Origin of the sequence: Streptomyces sp. NPDC085944 (genome assembly GCF_040686295.1) — a bacterium.
In the GTDB taxonomy this organism is placed as follows: domain Bacteria; phylum Actinomycetota; class Actinomycetes; order Streptomycetales; family Streptomycetaceae; genus Streptomyces; species Streptomyces salinarius.
In genome coordinates this window covers 79,240-98,499 of record NZ_JBFBJX010000015.1, presented here as the reverse complement: position 1 = coordinate 98,499, position 19,260 = coordinate 79,240, and the positions used below count along the sequence as shown (strand labels likewise).

Genomic DNA, 19,260 nt, shown 5'->3' with positions numbered 1-19,260 from the left:
CGACGGCATGGTGGTGCCGTTGTCAGCCGATGAGGGCCTGGGTGATCTGCCATGTCGTCTGCGCGGCGCCCCGGGGGTTGCCGGCGGCGTAGGAGGTGTAGGCGTTCAGGCCGGTGGCCAAGGCCCAACCGCGTCCCCGCAGCCAGGTGGCATCGTCCACGCCGAGCGCCTCGCGGAAGGCGGCTCGGCTGTTTGCCGACATCAAGGTGAAGGCGATCATCAGGTCGCAGGCCGGGTCGCCCGTACCGAGCCCGCCGAAGTCGATGACGGCGCTGAGGCAGCCGTCGGAGGTCAGCAGGTTCCCGGTGTCGAAGTCGCCGTGGAACCACACCGGGGATCGGTCCCGTCCCGGCGCGCTCAGTGCCGCGTTCCACAGTTCCGTCATCGCTGTGGTGTCGAACACGCCGTCGACCCCGGCGACGGCGACCCGCGTCGCGCTCGGAGTCCGCGCGTGCCGAAGGGTGGCGCCGGCGGCCGGCCGTGGAAGGGGAGTCCGAGGTGGTGACCCTGCTCCGGCGGACTCCGGGTCTGCCGCGAGTCCGGCGGGCGCACGGCGCGGGCCGGTGACGGGCTCGGTGAGAGCCCTCGGCGTGAGGCTCTTCGACGAGACAGTGGCGGCGGTCGCGTTGTCCACGGGCTGCGAGCACCGGTTAATCTACCAGAACGACGGGTGCCAGGCTGCTCGGAGCCCGGCCGGTCGGACTGCCCCGAGGGAGGCGCTTCCCGAACCGGACCCGGAGGAGTTCCTGACCGTGCTGGACGAGGTGGTCGCCACCGGGCGACCCCGTCGGCTCCCCGAAACGCGTGAGCCCGACCCCGGCGCCCCGGAACAGGCCCGGTACTTCGTGTACTCCTGTACGCCCGTCTCCCTGGCGGAAGGCCACGGCGTGATGGTCGTCGCGCTGGACACCACGGCCGAGACGATGGCACTCGCGCCGGGCACGACCTCAAGGCAGCCACCGCCATGGGGCAGCTGCGGAACATGCTCCGGGGCCCGGCCTGGAACCACGGTCCGGAATGCCTTCCCTCGGCCGTCCTGACCATGCTGGACATCGCCTCCTTCGCCAGGGCCGTCCAGGCCCGCCTGCAACGTCTGCCCGACGGCACCTGGCGCCTGACCTGGGCCAATGCCGGGCATCCGCCGCCCCTGCCGGTCCCCCGCCCAGGCTGAGCCCTACTTCCTCACCGGCACCGGCGAGGTCCCCGCTGTGCGTCGGCCCCGGTGCCCCGCGTACCTGCCGCGCCCGCGCCCTGGCCCCAAGAGACACTCCTGCTCTCCACCGACGGCCTCATCGAAACCCCCGCCTCCTCCCTCGCCGAAGGCCAGCACAGGCTTCTGACCGCGGCCTCGCGGCACCGGGACGGAGAGTTGTCCGAACTCTCGTCTCCCTGCAGAACAGCCTCTCCGACAACCGCGACGACACCGCCCTGATCGCCTTCCGAGCCGATCCGCCCGGCCGACGCCTCAGATCCGCCTCGTACGCCGGTGCCGGAGGGCCGGTGCCCGTCACAAGGCTCCGGCGTCCCGGGCCGTCCACACGCTGGGGTAGATGGGCCGGAAGCCGAGCTCCCGGCGGATCCGCTGGTTGGACGTGATCCCGAACCACGGATCGGGGTCCGTGAGCTCGTTGAGCCCGGCGGGCACCTCGACGCCGTTGAGCCGGTACAGCTCCACCGTCGTGACGGGGGCGTCGTCGGCGATGTTGTAGACGCGGCCCGGCGCGTACAGCAGACGCATCAGGCCCTGGGCAACGTCCGCGTGGTGGGCCATCTGGAGGCGCTGGTGCGGCGCCCAACGGGACGCCCAGTGCAAGGCGTTGGCGAGGTGCGGGTCGCCCTCGCCGTACACGAAGGGGAGCCGTCCGACGCGTACGTCCAGACCCTTGAGCGCGAGCAGTTCACGCTCGGCCTCGGCCTTGGACCCGGGGTAGGCGCCCCACATCGCGCCGCCCGGCCGGCTCTCGTCCTCCTCGGTGAGCGGGCGGCCCCGTCCGACGCCGTACACATTGTTCGTACTGACCTGCACGAACCGCTCCGTGCCCAGGGCCTGCGCGGCGCGGCCCAGGGCCACCGCGGCGTCCCGGTTGACGGCCCACGCCTCCTCGTCCGGCACGCCGCGGAAGGAGGCGGCGACGTTCACGACTGTGTCCACGCCGGCGAGCGCCTCACGGAGCGTCTCCTCGTCGCGCATGTCTCCCACGGCGACCTGGGCACCCAGGTCGGCGAAGCGCTTGCCGCGGGCCGCGTCCCGCACCAGGACGCGTACCTGTTCGCCCGGCTGCCGCTGGGCCAGCAGCCTGGGCACGAAGCGGCGTCCGATCTGTCCTGTCGTGCCGGTCACCAAAGTCAGCATGATGTGCTCCTCACGCGCAGTGTCGTCTGTCGTCGACGCCCACCCTCGACCGCTGCGGGGCGAGGCGGGAGAGACCTCTTCATCAGGGGACCGCGAGTCCCTGGATAACCCGGTCGGTCTCCCGCACCCTGGAAGGGTGAACCGCGCCGAACTAGCCGACTTCCTGCGCCGCGCCCGCTCCCGCCTGCAACCCCCCGACGTGGGCCTCGCGGCCGGAGCACGCCGCCGCACACCAGGGCTGCGCCGCGAGGAGGTCGCCCAGCTGGCCGGCATGTCCGTGGACTACTACACACGGCTGGAACAGTCCCGGGGGCCGCGCCCGTCCCGTCAGATGCTCACCGCGCTGGCCCGCGCCCTGCGCCTGACGGAGGACGAACACGACCATCTCTTCCACCTCGCCGGTGAGGAGCCGTCGCGCCGGGAGGCGACCGGCGCGCACGTGCGCCCGGGCCTGCTCCTGGTACTGGACCGGCTGCACGACACCCCGGCGATGGTCGCGACCGACTGCGGCGAGGTCCTGGCCCAGAACGCGCTCTCGCGGGCGTTGAGCGGAGACGTCCTCGCCCGCCCGGCCCGAGGACGCAACATGATCCGCCGCTTCTTCCTGGATCCGGCGGCCCAGGAGCTGTTCCCGCCCGAGGACCGCCCCCAGCGCGCCCGCGAGCAGGTCGCCGGCCTGCGAGCGGTGGCCGCGTCCCGCCCCGCGGACCCCGAACCCGCTGCCCTGGTCGCCGAGCTACGTGCCAAGAGCCCCGAGTTCGCCCGTCTCTGGGACGAACACGAGGTCGCCGTACGGCGCGCCGCCACGAAACGCTTCCGGCAACCCGCGATCGGCATTCTCGAACTCGACTGCGAGGTCCTCGTCAACTCCGACCACAACCAGCAGCTCGTCATCCACACGGCCCGCCCGGGCACGAAGTCGTACGAGCGTCTGCAGTTGCTGCGGGTGGTGGGCCTGCAGAACCTGGCCCCGACGCACCCCTGACCACCTGCGCACCGGCCGCTGAGCGGCATCGCTCTTTCCGCTCCCTTGCCGGTGGCCGTCCGTGCCGTCGGCCACCGTGTGAGGTGGTGTCTACACGATGTCGAACTCGTTGCCCTCTGGATCCTGCATGGCCGCGGCACAGAGCTCCATGTCCGGCTCGTCCTTGATCCTCAGCACCGTGGCACCGGCCTCGACCAGCCGGTCCACCGCTTCCCTGACCCTCCCCGAGCGGACATCCAGCGGGACCTCACGGCCGCCGCCGACCTTCAGGTCGAAGTGCCACCGGTTCTTGGCGGTCTTCGGCTCCGGCACCTGCTGGAACCAGATGCGGGGGCCGCGGCCCGCCGGATCGACTATCGACTCCGGGGTGTCACCCGCCCCCGCCGGCAACTCCTGCGCGGGCACGCCCATCGCCTCCCAGTAGGCACGCCACGTGGGGTGCCCGTCCGGAGCGGGCTCGGGCACGTAGCCCAGGGCCTCGGCCCAGAACGCCACCATCCTCTGCGGGTCGGAGCAGTCGATCGTCAGCTGCACTGTCGTCTCCATGCCCGCACCCTCTCAGACAGCTCTGACATCGGCTCGGGCCGAACCGTGAAGCCGGGGACGCCGGGCGGGTGTACGTCGCGCTGCCGGCAGTACGCCCGGTCAGGGATGTGCGCCGCGTGCCGTCTCGTCGACGGCGAGGGTGAAGACGTCCGGGCGGGCGTAGTGGCCGACGGGGTCGCAGTCGAAGCGTGAGCGTGCGAGGTCACCGAGGTCGAGCTCGACGGTGAGGATGCCCTCGGCGGGCCCGCCAGCACCTCCCCGAGCGGGGAGACGACGGTGGATCCGCCGCCCATGAGCACGGTGTCCGGGTCGTCCCCCTGGACCGGGTGGACGTCGGCGGGCGGTGCGGAACGCCGCAGGTACTGGTTGGCGCTCAGTGCGAAACAGCGGCCTTCCAGCGCGATGTGTTTTGTGGTGGCCTGCCGGCTCTCGCGGTCGTCGACCGTGGGAGCGCACCAGACGTCCACGCCCTTGCCGTACAACGCGGTGCGGAACAGCGGCATGTCGTTCTCCCAGCAGATCGCCGCCGGGAAGGCCGCCCGCCCGGCGTGCAGCACGGGCATGGTCGAGCCGTCGCCGCTCCCCCAGATCGTCCGCTCCGCCGCGGTGGGCATCAGCTTGCGGTGCTTGCCGAGGCACCCCTGCGGACCGAAGTAGAGGGCCACGCAGCACAGGGTCGCGCCCGCGCGCTCGACGGCGCCGACCACGGCGTGCACGCCGAGTTCCCGGGTCACGCCGGCCAGGCGCCGCACCTGGGGGCCGGACACCTCGACGGCCGACTCGAAGTACCGGCGGAACAGTTCGCGGCCTTCGGGGGTGCGGGTGCCGACGGTCACGCCGAAGTCCAGGCCCTTGGGGCAGCCGCCGAGGTACGCCTCGGGCAGCACGACCAGCCGGGCCCCCTGTCCGGCGGCGTCGCGGATCCACCGCTCCGCCGCGGCGAGGTTGGCGGGGGTGTCGAAGAGGCGCGCGCCGGCCTGGACCACGGCGGCGACGAGTGTGCCGGAAGACGTGGGGGCGGGCTCGGCCCCGGCCGTGCGGAACACCGTTCCTCCTGGGGAGCAGATGGTCGGCCTGTTCGCCGTCCGCCGACGGTAGGCGCCTCGGGGCAGGCCGGCCGGTGCCGGTCCGGATGCGGCGTTCGCAGGCTCCTGTCAGCGCTTGCGGTCGTAGACCAGCGCGAGCGTGCCGTCTTCGCCCGCGGCCTGCCTGACGAGCGTCCACCCGCCGGCGGACAGGCCGTCCTCGAACAGGCGCGGTCCACCGCCGAGGAGTACGGGGAAGACGGTGAGCGCCAGGCGATCGACCGCGTCCGCCCGAAGCAGCGCCTTGACGACGCTCGCGCTGGAGAGGACGAGGACGTCGCCGTTCCGGGTGGTCTTGAGGTCTTCGGCGACCTGGGCGGTCGGCTTGTCGACGATCGTCGTCCGTTCCCAGGGTGCCGTGTCCAGGGTGGAGGACAGGACCACCTTCTCCGCGCCGACGAGCCACTCGGCGAAGGTCTCGTCGCGCGGGTCGGCGCCCTTCATGCCGATGACGGTGGGCCAGAATCCGAGGAATCCTTCGGCGTTGACCCGACCGAGCAAGGCCGTCGTGGCCGTCTCGCACAGGCCGGTGAGGTGGTCGCGGGCCACGTCGGACACCGCGTAGGGCATCACCCAGCTCATGTCGAGCGGGTTATCCGGTGCGGCGTAGCGGCCGTCGAGGGAGAGGGCCATGTTGGTGACGATGCGGCCGCCGGTCTGCTGGTTCATCTCGTGCTCCTCGTTGAGGGGAAGGGCTCAGTGCGGGGACGGAGCCGGACACGCGATCTCGACATCGGCACTACAGGTCGAATTCCAGGTGCTGGATGTCCGTGAAGCGGACCTCTTCCAGGCTTCCGGCGCGACGGCCGCCGTCCTGGAAGTACACCTCCTTGAGGGCTTCCGCCGCGATCTCCCGGAGCCGCTGCTCGCCGGAACCGGACTCCTGCGCCTCGAAGAGGCGGGCGGCGTACCGCGGGGGCAGGGCGACGGTCAGGTGCCGGACGCGGTCCTGGTCCGTCGAGCCGATCGGCGCGGTATAGCCCATGCGGGCGCGAGTGTCGATGACGATGCCGTCGGTGGTCGCCGCCTTCGCCCTGGCCCGGGCCCTGATCTGCGGCTGCCAGCGCTTCTTCACCTCGCCCTCCAGACGGGCGGCGAGGTCCGCACGGGGCTTTCTGATCTGCCCCTTCACGTACCGTTCGACGGTGCGCTGGGAGATCCGCAGCAGTTGGGCGGCCGCCTTCGTGCCCTTCAGCTGCCGGACCAGGTAGCGCATCTGCGCGGGCGCGGTCTTGGGCGCCGGGCGGGTGAACGCCTTCTGTACGGCGGCGTCCAGGCCGTCCGCGAACATGCTCATCGCCTGCCTGCTCCCCTACTCGCCGTGGTCGACGTCGGTGACGGTGCCGTCCTTGATGTAACGGGCGAGGTTGAGGTCCGGGGCGTCGAACCGGTCGCGGACCTCTTCGCCCCACAGGACGCTCTGGGTGCCCTCGTGCTTGACCAGGCCGGGGTTGACGCCGAGCTTGAACCCGCCGGGCAGCGGCTTGCCGTCGCGGTAGGGCAGGAAGTCCAGCGGGCTCTCGCCGTCGGCCGCGTAGACGACGCAGTCCGACAGGACGGCGACGGGGTACTGACCGGTGAACGCCGCGTGCTTGACGATCTTGCGGTGGAGGTTGATCCGGGTGCGGGAGATGACCGCCGCCCGGATGTCCGGCCGCCACGTGGGCCGGGACAGGGCGCGCCACGGCTGCCCGGGCTTCCAGCCCTCCCCGCGCGGGCGCTCGCGCAGCTTGCCCAGGCCGCCCTTGACGGTCGCCTTGATGGCGGAGGCGACGACGGCGAGTTGAGGGTCGCGGTCCCGGTAGCCGTCCATCGCGGTGAGGAAGTCGGCCGGAGGCATGTCGGCGGCAACTCCGAGGTCGGCCATCGTGGCGAGGTAGGCGTCGCGCAGCCGCAGGTACCAGCCGTCCAGGTAGCGGCCGTTCTCGTAGCGGACGTAGGCCTCCAGCGGGTGTACCTCGTAGCCGAGTTCCACAGCGTAGGCGACGGTGGGCGTGGCGTACCAGGACGGCCCTTCCGGGCGGTCGCCCTTCGGCGTGAACGGGGAGGGCAGGAGGCTGCCCTCCAGCTCAACCCACTCCTTGCCGGCCTTCACCCTCGACAGGTCGACGTGGGACAGGTCCACCAGCCACGAGCCCGGCAGCTTGGGGTCGAACGCGGGCGCCTCGACGCGTGTCGGGGCTCCGAGGCCCACGTTCAGGCCGTTGGCGCCGGCGGCGAAGGCCATGTTCACGTCGATGCCGACGAGGTGGCGCAGGGTGCACTCGTCGTCGGTCATCGGCCGTGCCCAGTCGTACGCTTCTTCGAACAGTTTCTCTCCCGGGCCGCGGACGTGGAAGCGCGGCAGGTCCTTGAGGAGGGGGTGCCCGTCGGGGGCCTCGCAGGGCGCGCAGTCGACCGGGTCCTTGCCCAGGCTGCCGGGGTTGTGCTCGGAATGCCGCCTGCCGGCCGAGTCAAGTTCGGAGGCGCGGGTCGGCGGATGCAGTGCGGTCATCAGCTCCAGGCCCGTCACGGCCGTCGATCCGCGCGGCGTCATCACGCGGGAGGCGTACAGGCCCAGCACGCGGGCGAGTTCGGCGGGCGGGAGCTGTCCGATCGCGCCCCAGTGCCGGGCGTCCAGTGCGTGCCACGAGGGAATGCACAGTTGCACGCAGGCCCGCTCCGAACCCTGAGCGGGACGGTAGACCCTCGCCCACGGGCCGAAGCCTCTCTTGGTCAGCCTCCACTGCGCGCGGACCAGTTGCTTGACGACCTTGTGGTTCTCCGGGATTCGTCCGGCGAGCCGCTCCTCGTCGGTGAGAGCGGCGGGCAGACCGTAGCGCTTGAGGGCGGACTTTGTGAGCACGAGCAGCGGGTCGGCGTCCTTGCCGGGCCCCGACAGCCTCGCCTGCCCGAGACGCGCCTCGCGCAGCGTCCAGTCCACCAGGGCCGCGAGGCTCTTGGCGGGCACGTCCAGGACCAGGCCCCCGGTGCAGTACGCCGAAACCCGGCCGTCGGCGTCGGCGTCGACGACCGCGAGCGGGCCGTTCTCGAACCGCTCTCCGGCGTGCATCGGTGCGCCGGCCGGGGCCGCCTTCTTCGCGCCCGGGCCCTGCGACGTCGCTGACAGTCCGCCCGCCCGCGCCGGTCGGGGCGCGGCGGGCGGAGCGGGCAGAGCCGTGGCAACAGAGTGTGCACTGTTCCCGGTTGCGGGCGTGGCCGCCTCCTTGACGGCCGGGCCGGTGGACAGGGCCTCGGTCTGCCCCGGGACGTGCGTGGCAGCGGGTGGGCCGGGCACCGGGACGGACGGCTCCTCCGGCATGGGGTAGAGCTCGGCGAGCTGCCTCAGCAGCCGGGCGTACGCCTCGCGTTCCGGACCGCGCGGCTCGACCGGCTTCTTCACCGACTCCCAGCCGGACACCGTGGCCCGCCGCACCTTCAGCGCGGCGGCGACCTCGTCCAGCGTCAAACCGTGCGCCGCGCGCAACCGTTTGCGCTCCGCCGCCGACGGCAGCGCGGAGCGGGACGCGACGAGTGCGTCGACCGCGTCGAACAGCTCTGACATGGAGCACCTCCTGGTCACAGCACTCTAGCGTCAACCGTACGCATCACGTATGCATGACGTACGGAGTGCGTATGCCGACCTCATCTAGAGGGCTTCACGCCTCGGAACGGCGCACCGGTTCGCGGCCCGGTCGGCCGATGGCATCCAGTTCTGCCCCATCCCGGTCGGACAGGGAGAGCCGGGCGCCCGCGATGTTCTGGCGCAGGTGGGCGGTGGCCGACGTGCCGGGGATGAGCAGGCTGTTCGGCGAGCGTTGCATCAGCCAGGCCAGGGCGACCGACATGGGTGTCGTCCCCAGCCGGCTCGCGACCTTCGAGATCGTTTCGGACTGCAGCGGCGTGAAGCCCCCGAGGGGGAAGAAGGGGACGTAGGCGATGGGGTCGGCGGCGAGGCTGTCCACGGGGTCGTCGTCGTGGCGGTGGGCGAGGTTGTACATGTTCTGCACGCACACGATCGGGGCGACGGCACGTGCCTCGGCGACCTGCTCCGAGGTCACGTTGCTCACCCCGAAGTGGCGGATCAGGCCCTCTCGCCGGAGATCGTCGAGCGTCTCGAGCGCTTCGGTGATCGAGTCGGGCTGCGGCCCCTGAGCGTCGCCCATGCGCATGTTGACCAGGTCGAGGGTGTCGACGCCGAGGGCGTCGAGGTTCTCGTGCACCTGCCTGCGCAGGTCCGCGGGACGCCGGGCCGTGGGCCAGCCGCCCCGGGCGTCGCGGGTCGCGCCCACCTTGGACGCTCCGCGGGAAGATCGCGGCTTCGCAGGCACGGACGGCCGCGTCGACGTTCTCGCGCCGTTGGGCGATGGCGCTGCCGAGCCGGCCTGCGTCGACGAGTGCCCACTTGGCTCCTTCGTCGTCCGGCGGTGCCAGGTGGGCGGCGTCTCCGATGAGCGTGACGCCTGGTACATGTTCCCAGCGGTGTCCGATCGGTTGCCCGTACAAGGGGCGGAAGATCGGCGGGATGTCGCTGTCCGCGACCAGGGCGACGAGTGCCGGCGCCCACCCCTCGGACATCGCCGCGACCGTGCGGGCGGCCGCAGGGCCGTCGGTCACGGCGGACCGTCCTCCGGCTCCGCGAGGACGGGCCGCCGCGTCTGTCTCGCCCCCGGTCAGCAGGTCGAGGTGTTCAGGATCCTGATGCCGGTCACCGTGCCCCACGGCCTCAGATCGACCGTGTAGTTGGGCAGGATGCACAGCGGGCCGCCACTGGCGCGGCGCAGCAGCACCGCGTCGTCGTTGCGGGTGTTGACGACCGTGGTGGCCCCCCGGCTGCTCCCAAGGCTCTGGTAACCGGAGGTGACGTCCTTGAACTGGCCGGTCTTCGTGCTGCCCTTGTAGAAGCAGACGTACGGCCAGTTGCACGAGGCCTGGACGCTGACCTCACCCGACTGGTGCTGCCCCGCGGCCGAGGCCGTCGGAGCGAGGGTGAGGCCGAGGCCGACGGCTGCGGATGCTGCGACGAGGAGGGCGTGCTGGCGAATTCTCACGGTATGACTGTCCCTTCCTGACGCGGGCCCGGTCCCCCCGTTGGGTCCCCTGTCGGCCCGTGATGCGACGGTGCCCGTGGTCGGCGGGCACCGCGTGGTGCGCTCACAAAGGTTAGGGGCGGGACCGAGCCGTGTCGTCACACGCCGGGTTGAACCTCGGCCCCACCTGCGGTGGTAGACCGACGACCTTGCAACTTCCGCGGTACTGCGTGAAGTTGACTCCCCATCCCCGCCCTCGGCCGTCCGGCGCGGGATTCCGGTGCTCGCGGAAGACCGAGGCACCCGGCGACGAGCAGCGTCGTGCCGTCGCCCGAGCCTCGTACCCCACACGACTGCCGCCGCGCATCAGTAGACTCCTCAGCAATGTCGCCGAACGCCGGAGGGTGTCGCGCAGGACGCCGACGACATCGTCCACCTCCTCGTCGGCCTGCGCACGGGCGCCGGTCGCGTGCTCGACGATCCCCGCGCCGCGCTCACGGCGGCGCCGAGGGAGAGAACCGCGCCCCCAAGGCCGTGCCGCGGCTCGCCGCGCCGGCCCACACCGCAACAGGAACGAAGGGACAGCCCAGTGACCACCCGTGATCGGATACCGGCTGCGCAGCTGCGCGTCGGCGTGGTCGGCGTCGGACAGCGTGCGGACATGGCCGCGCTGGTGAACCGGTCCGGCACCGCCCGGATCGTGTCCTGCGCCGACCCGGACCCGCGGGGCCAGGAGGACGCCCGGCGGCTGTTCGGCGCCGACGTCGTGGTGCACGACCGGTACGAGAAGATGCTCGACGACGAGCTGGACGCCGTGTTCGTGCTCACCCCCGACCATCTGCACACCGGGCCCGCGCTGTTCTTCCTCGCGGCGGGCGTGGCGGTGTTCGTGGAGAAGCCGCTGACCATCACCGTCGCCGACTGCGACACGCTGCTCGAGGCCGCGTTCCGCTCCCGCACCCGGCTCTACGTGGGCCACAACCTGCGTCACCTTCCGATGCTGCGGCGGATGCGCGAGCTGATCGACGACGGGGTGATCGGCCGCGTGCGCGCGGTGTGGTGCCGTCACTTCGTGGGCCACGGCGGGGACTTCTACTTCAAGGACTGGCACGCCCAGCGGGCGAACACCACAGGTCTGCTGCTGCAGAAGGGCGCCCACGACCTCGACGTCATCCACTGGCTCGCCGGAGGCTACTCCCGCAACGTGGTCGCCCAGGGTGCGCTGGCCGTCTACGGCGACAACCCGCGCCGGGCCACGCAGGAGACCGTGCCGCCCGGTCGGCGCATGCCCGACTGGTTCGACCCGGACGTCTGGCCGCCGTCCGCCCTGCGCGACCTCAATCCCGTCGTCGACGTCGAGGACATCAGCATGATGCTGGCCCGCCTGGACAACGGTGTGCTCGCCAGCTACCAGCAGTGCCACTTCACGCCCGACTACTGGCGCAACTACACGGTCATCGGGGACGAGGGCCGCCTGGAGAACTTCGGCGACGGCATCGACGGCGATCCGGCACGGGTCGACGTGTGGAACCGACGACGCTCCGGCTACCGCGCCGACGCCGACCTCTCCGTACCCGTGGTGGTGCCGGCCGAGGAGACACACGGCGGTGCGGACCGGGCGCTCGTCGAGGAGTTCCTGCGGTTCGCCGCCGTCGGGGGTCCCACGCAGACCTCGCCCGTGGCCGCCCGCGAGGCCGTCGCCGCCGCGGTCGCCGCGACCACCTCGCTGCGCTCGGGCAGCACACCGGTCGACGTTCCCCCGCTGGACCCGGCGATCGTCCGCCACTTCGAGGAGCACCAGCCCACCGGGGCGCCGGCGGGGCCGGCCTGAGGCCTGCGGGACCTGTCACCAGGCGGTTTCCGGGCCGGCCCCCGGCCTGGCGCGTATGCGAGCGGTCATCACCAGGGCGGAGGCCGGCCGACTCGGCTCGCGGGGCACACGCGTCAGGGCGGGTGCCGGACCTCTGTACGCGCGTACGCCGCCCCCGTCGCCCATGCCGCCGTCACGAGCAGCGCGGGGAGCAGTGGGGCGGCGGTGGGCAGCAGCCGGTCCAGCAGTGTCGCGGCGGACGCTCCGAGGACGAGGAGCGTCATCGTGACCGGGACGCGCCACCCGATCCGCCGGGCCGTCACCGCGTCGGTGACGGCCCCGGTCAGCAGACCGGTCACGTACGCGGTCGGCGCCTGCGCGCCCATGGCGACACGTACACCGGCGTTCTGGCAGCCCATCGCGGCCGCCGCGGTGCCCAGCATCGCCGTGCGTTCCGGACCCGACGGGTGTCCGTCCACGGCGAGCCACCACCCCGCGACGGCCCACAGCAGGAGGAGTTCGAACAGCAGGAAACCGGCCGGGCCCGAGCGACCGCCCAGGCGTGGGTGACCGGCCGCCCAGGCGGCTCCCGCCGCGCCGAGCACGTAGCAGAGCACCGCGACGGCGGCCAGGGTGCCGAGCGTCGCGTCCGCGCCGCCCAGACCGATTCCGACCAAGGCCGAGTTGGCCGTGACCACACTGGTGAAGACACCGCCCAGGGAGAGGAAGCCCCAGGCGTTGACGGCGCCCGCGGAGAAGGTCAGCAGCCGCGCGGCCCATGCCTGCGCCCGCTGCCGCGAACCCGTCGGGAGATCCCGACGTCGCTTGTCCTGCGTGGTCCTCTCCTCGCCTCGCCCGTGCCCCGGTGGGAATCCTCGCCGACCGCCGCGGGGCACGGGCCGCGACATGCCGGGAGGGGCGGTCTGGGCGAAGCCGTCGACGCGGGTGGTGCACCGGGAGTCGATGGCGCCGATCCCGAAGTGGTGCTGTTGTCCGCATGGACAGCACAAGCGTTCACCCGGTGTCGCACATGATGCGGCGCGGACGGGCACGAGGCCCGTCCGCAGCGATTTTGAATCGTTCAATGCAGCGGTGTCACACCGCCTTCTGCGCGTACGGGACCAGCCGCACCGGTCCCGCCACCCCGTACGCCTGTCGGTTGAGCCCGCCGAAGACCTCCGGACGGCTCACCCTGAGGCGGTTGACGAGGGGCGTCGCGACCTCGATCTCGATGGTGTTCGTGCCCCGGCGCAGCAGCTGGCCCACGTCGACGACGGGGTTGAGCCGGTCGCACGGCCCCGCTTCGCTGCCGTTGACGCTCACCCGGAAGGTGTCGCTCACCTGCCCGAGTTCGAGCAGGGCGCCGTGGGACGAGCTCCAGGTGTCGGGGAGGGTGACGGTGGTGTGGTAGCGGCCGATGCCGGCGCTGTCCGCCAGTTCCGGGATGCTCGACCAGGGCAGCAGGGTGTCGAGCGTCAGGGTGCGGCGTACCCGTTCGGTCCGGGTCGGGCCGTTTCCGGGGCGCCAGTCCTCGACCTCGACGTGCCATCGGTCCGGTTCGACCGGGGCGGGGACCGCGGGGAGGGTGGTGGTGGCGGTCCTGCCCCGGGACAGCCGCGTACGGTAGGTGCCGCCCGCGCCGGCCCGTACGGTGAGCCCGCGTGCGGTGAACAGCACCTCGTCGGCCTCCGACGAGAGGGCGTGCGGGCGGTTGCCGTGCCGGTCGCCGAAGAGTCCTGGACGCCCCAGGGCGACGACGAGCGTCTGGCCGGGCCGGAGGGCGACGCGGAGGGTCACGTCCTGGCCGTCCCGCGTGTAGCGGCCCACCCGAGCCGCCTTCCCCGTCCAGGGGTCGAGGAGGTAGGGCACCGCGTCGCGGCCGTGGGTGCGGCGCAGGGTCACGTCGTGGTCGATGGCGGCCACGGGTGGCTTGACGGTCTCGGCGTGCTTGCCGTTGACCAGGTAGTAGTAGTCCGCGTCCGCCGTGACCCGGTGGGCGTTCAGCAGCGTCGAGGGTACGGAGTGCCGCACGTCCGGGGTGACACCGAGGGCGGCGAGCGCGTCGCCGACCGCGGTCTTCTCCGTGACGCGGACGACGTTGGGCAGGGCGAGCAGGCGGGTGAGGACGTCGCGCAGCCGCTCGGTCTCGCCGGCCGCCGGTACCCCTGGGGTCAGCGCCTGGTCGAAGGCGCCGAGCAGCACCACGGGCAGGCCCGCCCGCGCGAAGCCGAGCAGCTTGCGCGCGTCGGCGAGGGCGAGAGTCGGGGTGGCACCGTAGAAGAAGTCGCCCTCGACGAAGAGCGCCTTGTAGGCCGGCCCGTCCGGGGCGAGCCGCCCGCCGGAGACGGTGGCGTTCGGCAGGTCCAGGAGCGGGCCGCTGAGGAACTGGTGCGTCCATCCCAGCGGGACACCGGTCGAGGTGAACCAGGACGCGCCGATGCCCGTGGCCGAGTATCCGGTCTGCCGGAAGACGGCCACGTCCGCGCGAGCCTTGCCGGACTGCAGCACCGCGTGCACGCGGCCGAGGCAGCCGGCGACGTCCCCGACGTGCCGCCAGGTCGGCTGGCGCGGCCCCCACGACTCGCCGTATCCCGGCGCACCGTTGTACGGGCTGAACGCGGCAAAGCCCGGCCACTGGGCCTCCGGGGCGTTCGCGTACGAGAAGCCGTGCATGACCGTCTGGTTGACGCCCGCCGCGTAGGCCCCGCCCATGGTGCGCAGCACGCGGTCCCAGGTGGTGCCGTAGGCCGAGCCGTTGTAGGCACCGGCCTCGCAGGACAGGACGGTGCGGCCCGCCATGTCCCGGCCGCCGGCCAGGCACCGGTAGTCGTCCAGGTTCTTGAATCCGAGGGACTCCCCCTCGGCGATGTCGAGGATGGCCGCAGTGGCGATGGCGTCGGTCTGCAGGCCGTAGGGCTGGGCACGCAGGGTCATGCCGAGGGAGTGCGCCCAGTCCCGCAGCGCGCCGACGTGGTGGCGGTTGAACAGGTCGGAGACGGTGGCCCAGAAGTCGTGCCGGATCTGCCGGGTCAGCTGGGCGTCGAAGGCGAACACCTGGTTGCTGTCGTCCAGGACGAGGGCGGGCAGCCAGGGCAGCAGTGGCCGGCCCGTGCGCTGCTCGAACGCTTCGGGCAGGCGCGCCGTCCAGACCAGACCCTCGGTTTCCAGTTCCACCGAGTCCTCGAAGAAGGCACCGCCCGCGGCCTTCAGCAGGCGGCGCAGTGAGCCGGTGAGGACGTGGCGTTCCCAGTAGTCGGTGACGGCGGTGGTGCCCGCCGCGCTCAGGTGGTCGACGACGAGGGCTGCGGGCGCGGAGTGCGGCCCCGACTCCGGCTGCTGTCCCGAACCCCGCTGCCAGTAGGAGATCAGCAGCCACTCGCCGGCGGCGGGTGCCGTCCAGGTCAGACTGCCGTCGGTGACGGTGCCCGTGAGGTCGCGGATGCTGTCGGGGTCGAGGCCGGTCTCCTTGCGGGTGGAGTGGGCGGGGTCCACGCGGGCGGCCTGGACCGCGAGGAGACGCTGGGTGCGCACGCCGGACGCCGCCTCACGGACGGGCGCGGGTACGGGCCCGCGGTACGTGGTGCCGGCGGCCACCGAGGCCTGCCCGTGGGCGAGTTCCTTGGCGGCCGCGTCGTCGTCGGGGGCGACTTCGGGGACGGCCACGGGCCAGCTCGGGCCCAGAGTGAGGTCGACGGTCAGACCGCGGCGCACGGCCCGGCCGAGGGCGGCCTCCACGCCGTCCCGCCAGGGTCTGCTGCCCCAGCCGTGGTGGGCGGTGTCCAGGAGCGACTTGTCCCGGATGCTGTGGTGGACGGCGGCGATCTCGGCCCCGCCGAACCCCGCGTCGGCGATCTGGTCGATCTCGCGGGCCACTTCGTCCGGGTCGACCAGACCGTCCGGCCACCACCAGCGGAACTTGGGGCGCACGGAGCGGGCGGGGTCGGTGAACCATCGTGCGGACCCGGCGGCCCGGGCGGCGGAAGGGCCGGTGGGGAGGGCGGCCGCACCGGGTGCGGCGGTGACGGCGGTGGCGGTCACCCCCGCGGTCACGGCGGCGGCCAGCATCGTACGTCGGGACATCCCGCCACGCTGCGAGACGAGTTCGTGCATGAGTGCGCCCCAGGGTTCGGAGAAGGGTGTGGTGATTGAATCGTTTCAATCGGGTGCAAACGCGGGAACCGTAGTCCGGGCGATCATGGGGGTCAAGAGATGTCGCGCCGGTAACTTGGCCCGGGGTGGCGACGACGAGGGAGCCGTCGCCGCGGCCGGGGATGTCGGCGGCGGTGAGCCGGTCCCAGCAAGCGGCGGTTCGGGGCCGCCCGACCGACGCGCACGCCGCGCCCGCCCGGCCCGCAAGGTCGGGCGCCGGGCGCCTCACGTGCGGGAGGGCGGGGTCCCGTAACCGTTCAGGATCTCGACGACTCGGTCGTCGCCGACCTGGTCGAAGTCGTCGTACCAGAGGCCGACCGCCCGAAAGTCCGGAGGCTGCCGGAGGCAGACGACGGCGTCCGCTTCCGAGCGCATCTCGGCGACGGTCCCGGGAGCGCCGACGGGGACGGCGAGGACCAGCCGTGCGGGCCGCGCCCGCCGAAGGTGGCGGAGGGCGGCGCGTGCGGTGGCGCCGGTGGCCAGGCCGTCGTCGACGAGGACCACGGTGCGGTTCCCGACGCAGGGCGTGGAAGGGTCACCGCGGTAGAGCATGGCCCGGCGTTTCAGTTCCGCGCGTTCCCGGGCCACGTCCTGGGCGAGCCGGTCCTCGCTCAGCCCGGCCATGGCGAGGGCGCGCCGGTCGAACAGGGGCGGGTCGTCGTCCACGACGGCGCCGATGCCCGTCTCCGGCCGGCCCGGAAGGCCGACCTTCCGGGCCACGAGCACGTCCAGGGGCGCGTCGAGGGCCCGGGCGACTTCGACGGCCACCGGTACGCCGCCGCGCGGCAGTGCGAGAACGATGGGGTGGGGCAGTCCGCCGTCGGACGCCCACTCCATGAGCCGCAGTCCGAGCTCCTGGCCCGCGGTCCGTCGGTCGTGGAATCGCATGGCGCCTCTCCTCCTCGTGAGCGGGGTTCCGCGTCACTTCCCCGCGTGCCGTGTCGCCTGGGCCGCCGCGGGGCCGGGCGAGCCGGCGGTGTCGTCCGTTCCTCCGCCCAGGTGGGCGCGGAACCAGTCGGCGGCGGTCTCGGCGACTTCCTCCAGGGCGCCGGGTTCGGGGAAGAGGTGCGTGGCGCCCGGTACGACATGGATCCGGTGGTGGGCGGTGAGCCGTTGCGCGGCCTCCCGATTGAGGCCGAGTACCGCGTCGTCGGCGCCCCCGACGACGAGCAGGACCGGTGCGTGGACCGTCGGGAGCGCGTCGTCTGCCAGGTCGGGCCGGCCCCCTCGGGACACCACCGCGAGCACGCGTTCGGGCCGCCGTCCCGCGGCGATCAAGGCGGCAGCGGCTCCCGTGCTCGCCCCGAACAGCCCCATCGGCAGCCCTGCGACGCCGGGCCGCCGCGCCAGCCAGTCCACGGCGTCCACCAGCCGCCGGGCAAGCAGGACGACGTCGAAGCGATGCCTCCCCGTGGCGGCGTCCGCGCGTTCCTCGTCCTCGGTCAGCAGGTCCAGCAGCAGGGTGCCGAACCCGGCCCGGCGCAGACCGGCGGCGACCGCACGGTTGCGGGGACTGAGACGCGAACTGCCGCTGCCGTGCGCGAACAGGATCACGCCGCGCGGCCTGTCGGGGATGACCAGGTCGCCGGTCAGGAGCACGTCCGCCGAGGGAACACGTGCGGTTTCAAAGATCATGCGCGCTCACATCCTGGTACCCCGTTCGGCGCCCTGGTGCCGAGTACCCGCCGGTCCGCCTCCGCACGCGTCACGGACCCCGTCCAGTCGGCGCTTCGTCCACCGCCTCGCCGGTCGCGCGGCAACGGAGAGGAGGCTGCCGTACAGGAGGCGGCGGGTGTTCCGGGGGTTGTCGGAAGGTTTCGTTCTCGCCGGCGAGGTCGCGTGGTTCAGGATGGTTCCTCCGGAGGGCCTTGCGGGACGTTGGCTGGGGGATGTCGTGGCCACAGCGATCATTGCCGTGCTCGGCACACTGCTCGGAGCCCTCACCGCAGGTGCCATGCAGCACCTCACCGTCGTGGCCGCCCGTCGCGACCGCGACCGCAAGGCACTCGCCGACGCCGCGGCCGCTCTCCTCGGCGCTGCGACCGACCACCGCCGTCACCAGTATCTGAAGCACGTCATGCGCCGCAAGGGCGAGGAGGAGACGCCGGAGATCCGGGCGGCCCGCCACGAGGCGCGGTCGGGGATGACCAAGGCCCCGACCCAGCTGACGCTCACGACGGACGACGCGGCACTCCTGCGCCTGGCCGTCGGCCTGGTGGATGCGTCGACCGAGGTCGGCGAGCCCGACTACGAGGACCGGGTCGCCGTCGACGCGTCGGACGACCGTGCCCGCGATGCGCACACCGCTTTCGAGACCGCCGCCGCCCGGTGTCTGCGCCGCGCTCGGAGTTGACCGTGCGGTCACCGGGCCGGGCCGAGGCCCTCCGCTCACATTTCTGAGACGCCCCAGTCGGTGACCACCACCGGGTCACCGACCGACACGGTTCCCGGTCGGACGACGGCGAACTTCGTACCGAAGGCCAGACCCCCCTCGGTCCGGCGATGGCCGGCCAGCGTGCGCAGCGGTTCCGGCCCGGCCTTGCGCCCCGAACGCTGGTCGACCGTGGTGACCACGCACCGCAGAGCGAGTTTCGCGTCGCCCAGTCGGCAGCCGCCGATCGTCACGCCGCGGAGAAGGTCCTCCGTGTGGGCGTGCTCCCAACCGTCGACGACGATGTTCGGCCGGAATCTCTCCATCGGGACGGTTGGTTGCCCGGCCGACCGCAGCTTCTCGTCGAGCAGCGCCAGGGACGACAGGGACAGGATGTGGACGGCACTGCTGTCGGCGTGGCTGGAGGTGCCGGGTGTGTGTCCGTCGGTGACGCGTCGGTGGTCCGGCGGCACTCTCACCAGCCGGCTGTCCGCTCCGATCGCCTGCGACAGCCGCTCCCCCACGGCGGGTCCCTGATCGATGCCTGCGAAGGCCTTGCCGAACAGGTCCACGGAGCGGCGAGGTCCACTGTGGACGACGGCGAAGGACAACGGGGGCGGATCCGGGTGGTGCAGGGACATCCGGCAACCGTCGCCACTCACCACCGCTGTGATGGCGGCGAGCTGCGGATGGCGGCGCTGAGTGCGGTAGACGCCCTTCCCGTCGACGACGCAAAAGGCCAGGTCGTGCGTGATCCCCGCCGGCGTGATCGCCGCGGTGGCGGGGCGGACGGCGCCGCAGCCCTTCACCGGGTAGGAGGCGAGTTCCGCGATCCGTGGCGTCGAACTCGTCACCGCTTCGGCCCCCTGCCGGTACGGGTCGTTCGCCTCACCGCGGGTCCCCTTCGGTCGTCCGAGCCGTTGTGCGAATGGGCATTTCATGGCCTCCTCGT

General features: G+C 72.6%; 16 protein-coding genes and 3 pseudogenes. 5 read left to right on the top strand and 14 right to left on the bottom strand.

Annotated elements, in window-relative coordinates:
• Positions 1 to 22: 22 nt before the first annotated feature.
• Positions 23 to 436, bottom strand: a pseudogene (locus AB0P07_RS27425) (phosphotransferase); the annotation flags it as partial.
• Between AB0P07_RS27425 and AB0P07_RS27420 the strand changes: the two are divergent.
• Positions 390 to 908, top strand: a pseudogene (locus tag AB0P07_RS27420) (hypothetical protein); the annotation flags it as partial. The pseudogenes AB0P07_RS27425 and AB0P07_RS27420 overlap by 47 nt on opposite strands.
• Positions 854 to 1,171, top strand: a complete 318-nt coding sequence (locus AB0P07_RS27415; RefSeq protein ID WP_365555348.1) for a SpoIIE family protein phosphatase — start codon at positions 854 to 856, stop codon at positions 1,169 to 1,171. The pseudogene AB0P07_RS27420 and the gene AB0P07_RS27415, both read left to right, overlap by 55 nt.
• 336 nt (positions 1,172 to 1,507) lie before the next feature.
• Here the strand turns inward: AB0P07_RS27415 and AB0P07_RS27410 are convergent, their stop codons facing one another.
• Positions 1,508 to 2,353 carry an NAD(P)-dependent oxidoreductase gene (locus tag AB0P07_RS27410; RefSeq protein WP_365555205.1) on the bottom strand — a complete coding sequence of 282 codons (846 nt, stop codon included), beginning with the start codon at positions 2,351 to 2,353 and terminating at the stop codon, positions 1,508 to 1,510.
• A gap of 136 nt (positions 2,354 to 2,489) precedes the next feature.
• Here AB0P07_RS27410 and AB0P07_RS27405 point away from each other — a divergent pair, with 136 nt between their 5' ends.
• Entirely contained in the window at positions 2,490 to 3,338 is an 849-nt protein-coding gene (locus tag AB0P07_RS27405) for a helix-turn-helix transcriptional regulator (RefSeq protein ID WP_365555203.1), read from the top strand.
• A 90-nt stretch (positions 3,339 to 3,428) separates the two neighbouring features.
• Here AB0P07_RS27405 and AB0P07_RS27400 read toward each other — a convergent pair whose 3' ends face one another.
• The 7 genes and pseudogenes from AB0P07_RS27400 to AB0P07_RS27370 all read right to left on the bottom strand — a co-directional run bounded on the left by AB0P07_RS27400 (position 3,429) and on the right by AB0P07_RS27370 (position 9,999).
• Entirely contained in the window at positions 3,429 to 3,884 is a 456-nt protein-coding gene (locus AB0P07_RS27400) for a VOC family protein (protein WP_365555201.1), read from the bottom strand.
• On the bottom strand, positions 3,863 to 4,930 hold the full coding sequence (locus tag AB0P07_RS27395; protein WP_365555199.1) for a nitrilase-related carbon-nitrogen hydrolase: 1,068 nt from the start codon (positions 4,928 to 4,930) through the stop codon (positions 3,863 to 3,865). The genes AB0P07_RS27400 and AB0P07_RS27395 overlap by 22 nt, the downstream gene beginning before the upstream one ends.
• A gap of 108 nt (positions 4,931 to 5,038) precedes the next feature.
• Positions 5,039 to 5,638 (bottom strand): dihydrofolate reductase family protein, encoded by a 600-nt coding sequence (locus tag AB0P07_RS27390; protein ID WP_365555198.1) that lies wholly within the window; start codon positions 5,636 to 5,638, stop codon positions 5,039 to 5,041.
• A 70-nt stretch (positions 5,639 to 5,708) separates the two neighbouring features.
• Positions 5,709 to 6,266: an XRE family transcriptional regulator gene (locus AB0P07_RS27385; RefSeq protein WP_365555197.1), complete on the bottom strand. Its 558-nt coding sequence runs from the start codon at positions 6,264 to 6,266 to the stop codon at positions 5,709 to 5,711.
• A gap of 15 nt (positions 6,267 to 6,281) precedes the next feature.
• A complete protein-coding gene (locus tag AB0P07_RS27380; RefSeq protein WP_365555195.1) occupies positions 6,282 to 8,513 on the bottom strand; it encodes a helix-turn-helix transcriptional regulator in 2,232 nt (743 codons plus the stop codon).
• Positions 8,514 to 8,607: 94 nt separating this feature from the next.
• Positions 8,608 to 9,249: pseudogene (locus tag AB0P07_RS27375) on the bottom strand (oxidoreductase); the annotation flags it as partial.
• A 372-nt stretch (positions 9,250 to 9,621) separates the two neighbouring features.
• The gene (locus AB0P07_RS27370; RefSeq protein WP_365555193.1) at positions 9,622 to 9,999 is read right to left on the bottom strand and encodes a hypothetical protein; all 378 of its coding nucleotides are present in this window, start codon (positions 9,997 to 9,999) and stop codon (positions 9,622 to 9,624) included.
• 568 nt (positions 10,000 to 10,567) lie between these two features.
• Here AB0P07_RS27370 and AB0P07_RS27365 point away from each other — a divergent pair.
• Entirely contained in the window at positions 10,568 to 11,809 is a 1,242-nt protein-coding gene (locus tag AB0P07_RS27365; protein ID WP_365555192.1) for a Gfo/Idh/MocA family oxidoreductase, read from the top strand.
• A 113-nt stretch (positions 11,810 to 11,922) separates the two neighbouring features.
• Here the strand turns inward: AB0P07_RS27365 and AB0P07_RS27360 are convergent, their stop codons facing one another.
• The 4 genes from AB0P07_RS27360 to AB0P07_RS27345 form a co-directional block, all read right to left on the bottom strand.
• Positions 11,923 to 12,696: a YoaK family protein gene (locus AB0P07_RS27360; protein WP_365555191.1), complete on the bottom strand. Its 774-nt coding sequence runs from the start codon at positions 12,694 to 12,696 to the stop codon at positions 11,923 to 11,925.
• Between the two features lie 187 nt (positions 12,697 to 12,883).
• Complete coding sequence (locus tag AB0P07_RS27355) at positions 12,884 to 15,898, bottom strand: glycosyl hydrolase (protein WP_365555190.1); 3,015 nt, start codon at positions 15,896 to 15,898, stop codon at positions 12,884 to 12,886.
• 264 nt (positions 15,899 to 16,162) lie between these two features.
• Positions 16,163 to 16,825: a phosphoribosyltransferase family protein gene (locus AB0P07_RS27350; protein WP_365555188.1), complete on the bottom strand. Its 663-nt coding sequence runs from the start codon at positions 16,823 to 16,825 to the stop codon at positions 16,163 to 16,165.
• A gap of 33 nt (positions 16,826 to 16,858) precedes the next feature.
• Positions 16,859 to 17,572 (bottom strand): dienelactone hydrolase family protein, encoded by a 714-nt coding sequence (locus tag AB0P07_RS27345; RefSeq protein WP_365555186.1) that lies wholly within the window; start codon positions 17,570 to 17,572, stop codon positions 16,859 to 16,861.
• Between the two features lie 259 nt (positions 17,573 to 17,831).
• On the opposite strand from AB0P07_RS27345, the gene AB0P07_RS27340 reads away from it, so the two are divergent.
• Positions 17,832 to 18,290: a hypothetical protein gene (locus AB0P07_RS27340; RefSeq protein ID WP_365555184.1), complete on the top strand. Its 459-nt coding sequence runs from the start codon at positions 17,832 to 17,834 to the stop codon at positions 18,288 to 18,290.
• Between the two features lie 35 nt (positions 18,291 to 18,325).
• Here AB0P07_RS27340 and AB0P07_RS27335 read toward each other — a convergent pair whose 3' ends face one another.
• Positions 18,326 to 19,162 (bottom strand): MOSC N-terminal beta barrel domain-containing protein, encoded by an 837-nt coding sequence (locus AB0P07_RS27335; RefSeq protein WP_365555182.1) that lies wholly within the window; start codon positions 19,160 to 19,162, stop codon positions 18,326 to 18,328.
• Between the last annotated feature and the right edge of the window lie 98 nt (positions 19,163 to 19,260).

Excerpts from the sequence above, each read along its gene's own strand:
- AB0P07_RS27390 (WP_365555198.1), bottom strand. The coding sequence starts at position 5,638 with ATGAACCAGCAGACCGGCGGCCGCATCGTCACCAACATGGCCCTCTCC.
- AB0P07_RS27400 (WP_365555201.1), bottom strand. The coding sequence starts at position 3,884 with ATGGAGACGACAGTGCAGCTGACGATCGACTGCTCCGACCCGCAGAGG.
- AB0P07_RS27410 (WP_365555205.1), bottom strand. The coding sequence starts at position 2,353 with ATGCTGACTTTGGTGACCGGCACGACAGGACAGATCGGACGCCGCTTC.
- AB0P07_RS27350 (WP_365555188.1), bottom strand. The coding sequence starts at position 16,825 with ATGCGATTCCACGACCGACGGACCGCGGGCCAGGAGCTCGGACTGCGG.
- AB0P07_RS27345 (WP_365555186.1), bottom strand. The coding sequence starts at position 17,572 with ATGATCTTTGAAACCGCACGTGTTCCCTCGGCGGACGTGCTCCTGACC.
- AB0P07_RS27380 (WP_365555195.1), bottom strand. The coding sequence starts at position 8,513 with ATGTCAGAGCTGTTCGACGCGGTCGACGCACTCGTCGCGTCCCGCTCC.
- AB0P07_RS27385 (WP_365555197.1), bottom strand. The coding sequence starts at position 6,266 with ATGAGCATGTTCGCGGACGGCCTGGACGCCGCCGTACAGAAGGCGTTC.
- AB0P07_RS27360 (WP_365555191.1), bottom strand. The coding sequence starts at position 12,696 with ATGTCGCGGCCCGTGCCCCGCGGCGGTCGGCGAGGATTCCCACCGGGG.
- AB0P07_RS27355 (WP_365555190.1), bottom strand. The coding sequence starts at position 15,898 with ATGCACGAACTCGTCTCGCAGCGTGGCGGGATGTCCCGACGTACGATG.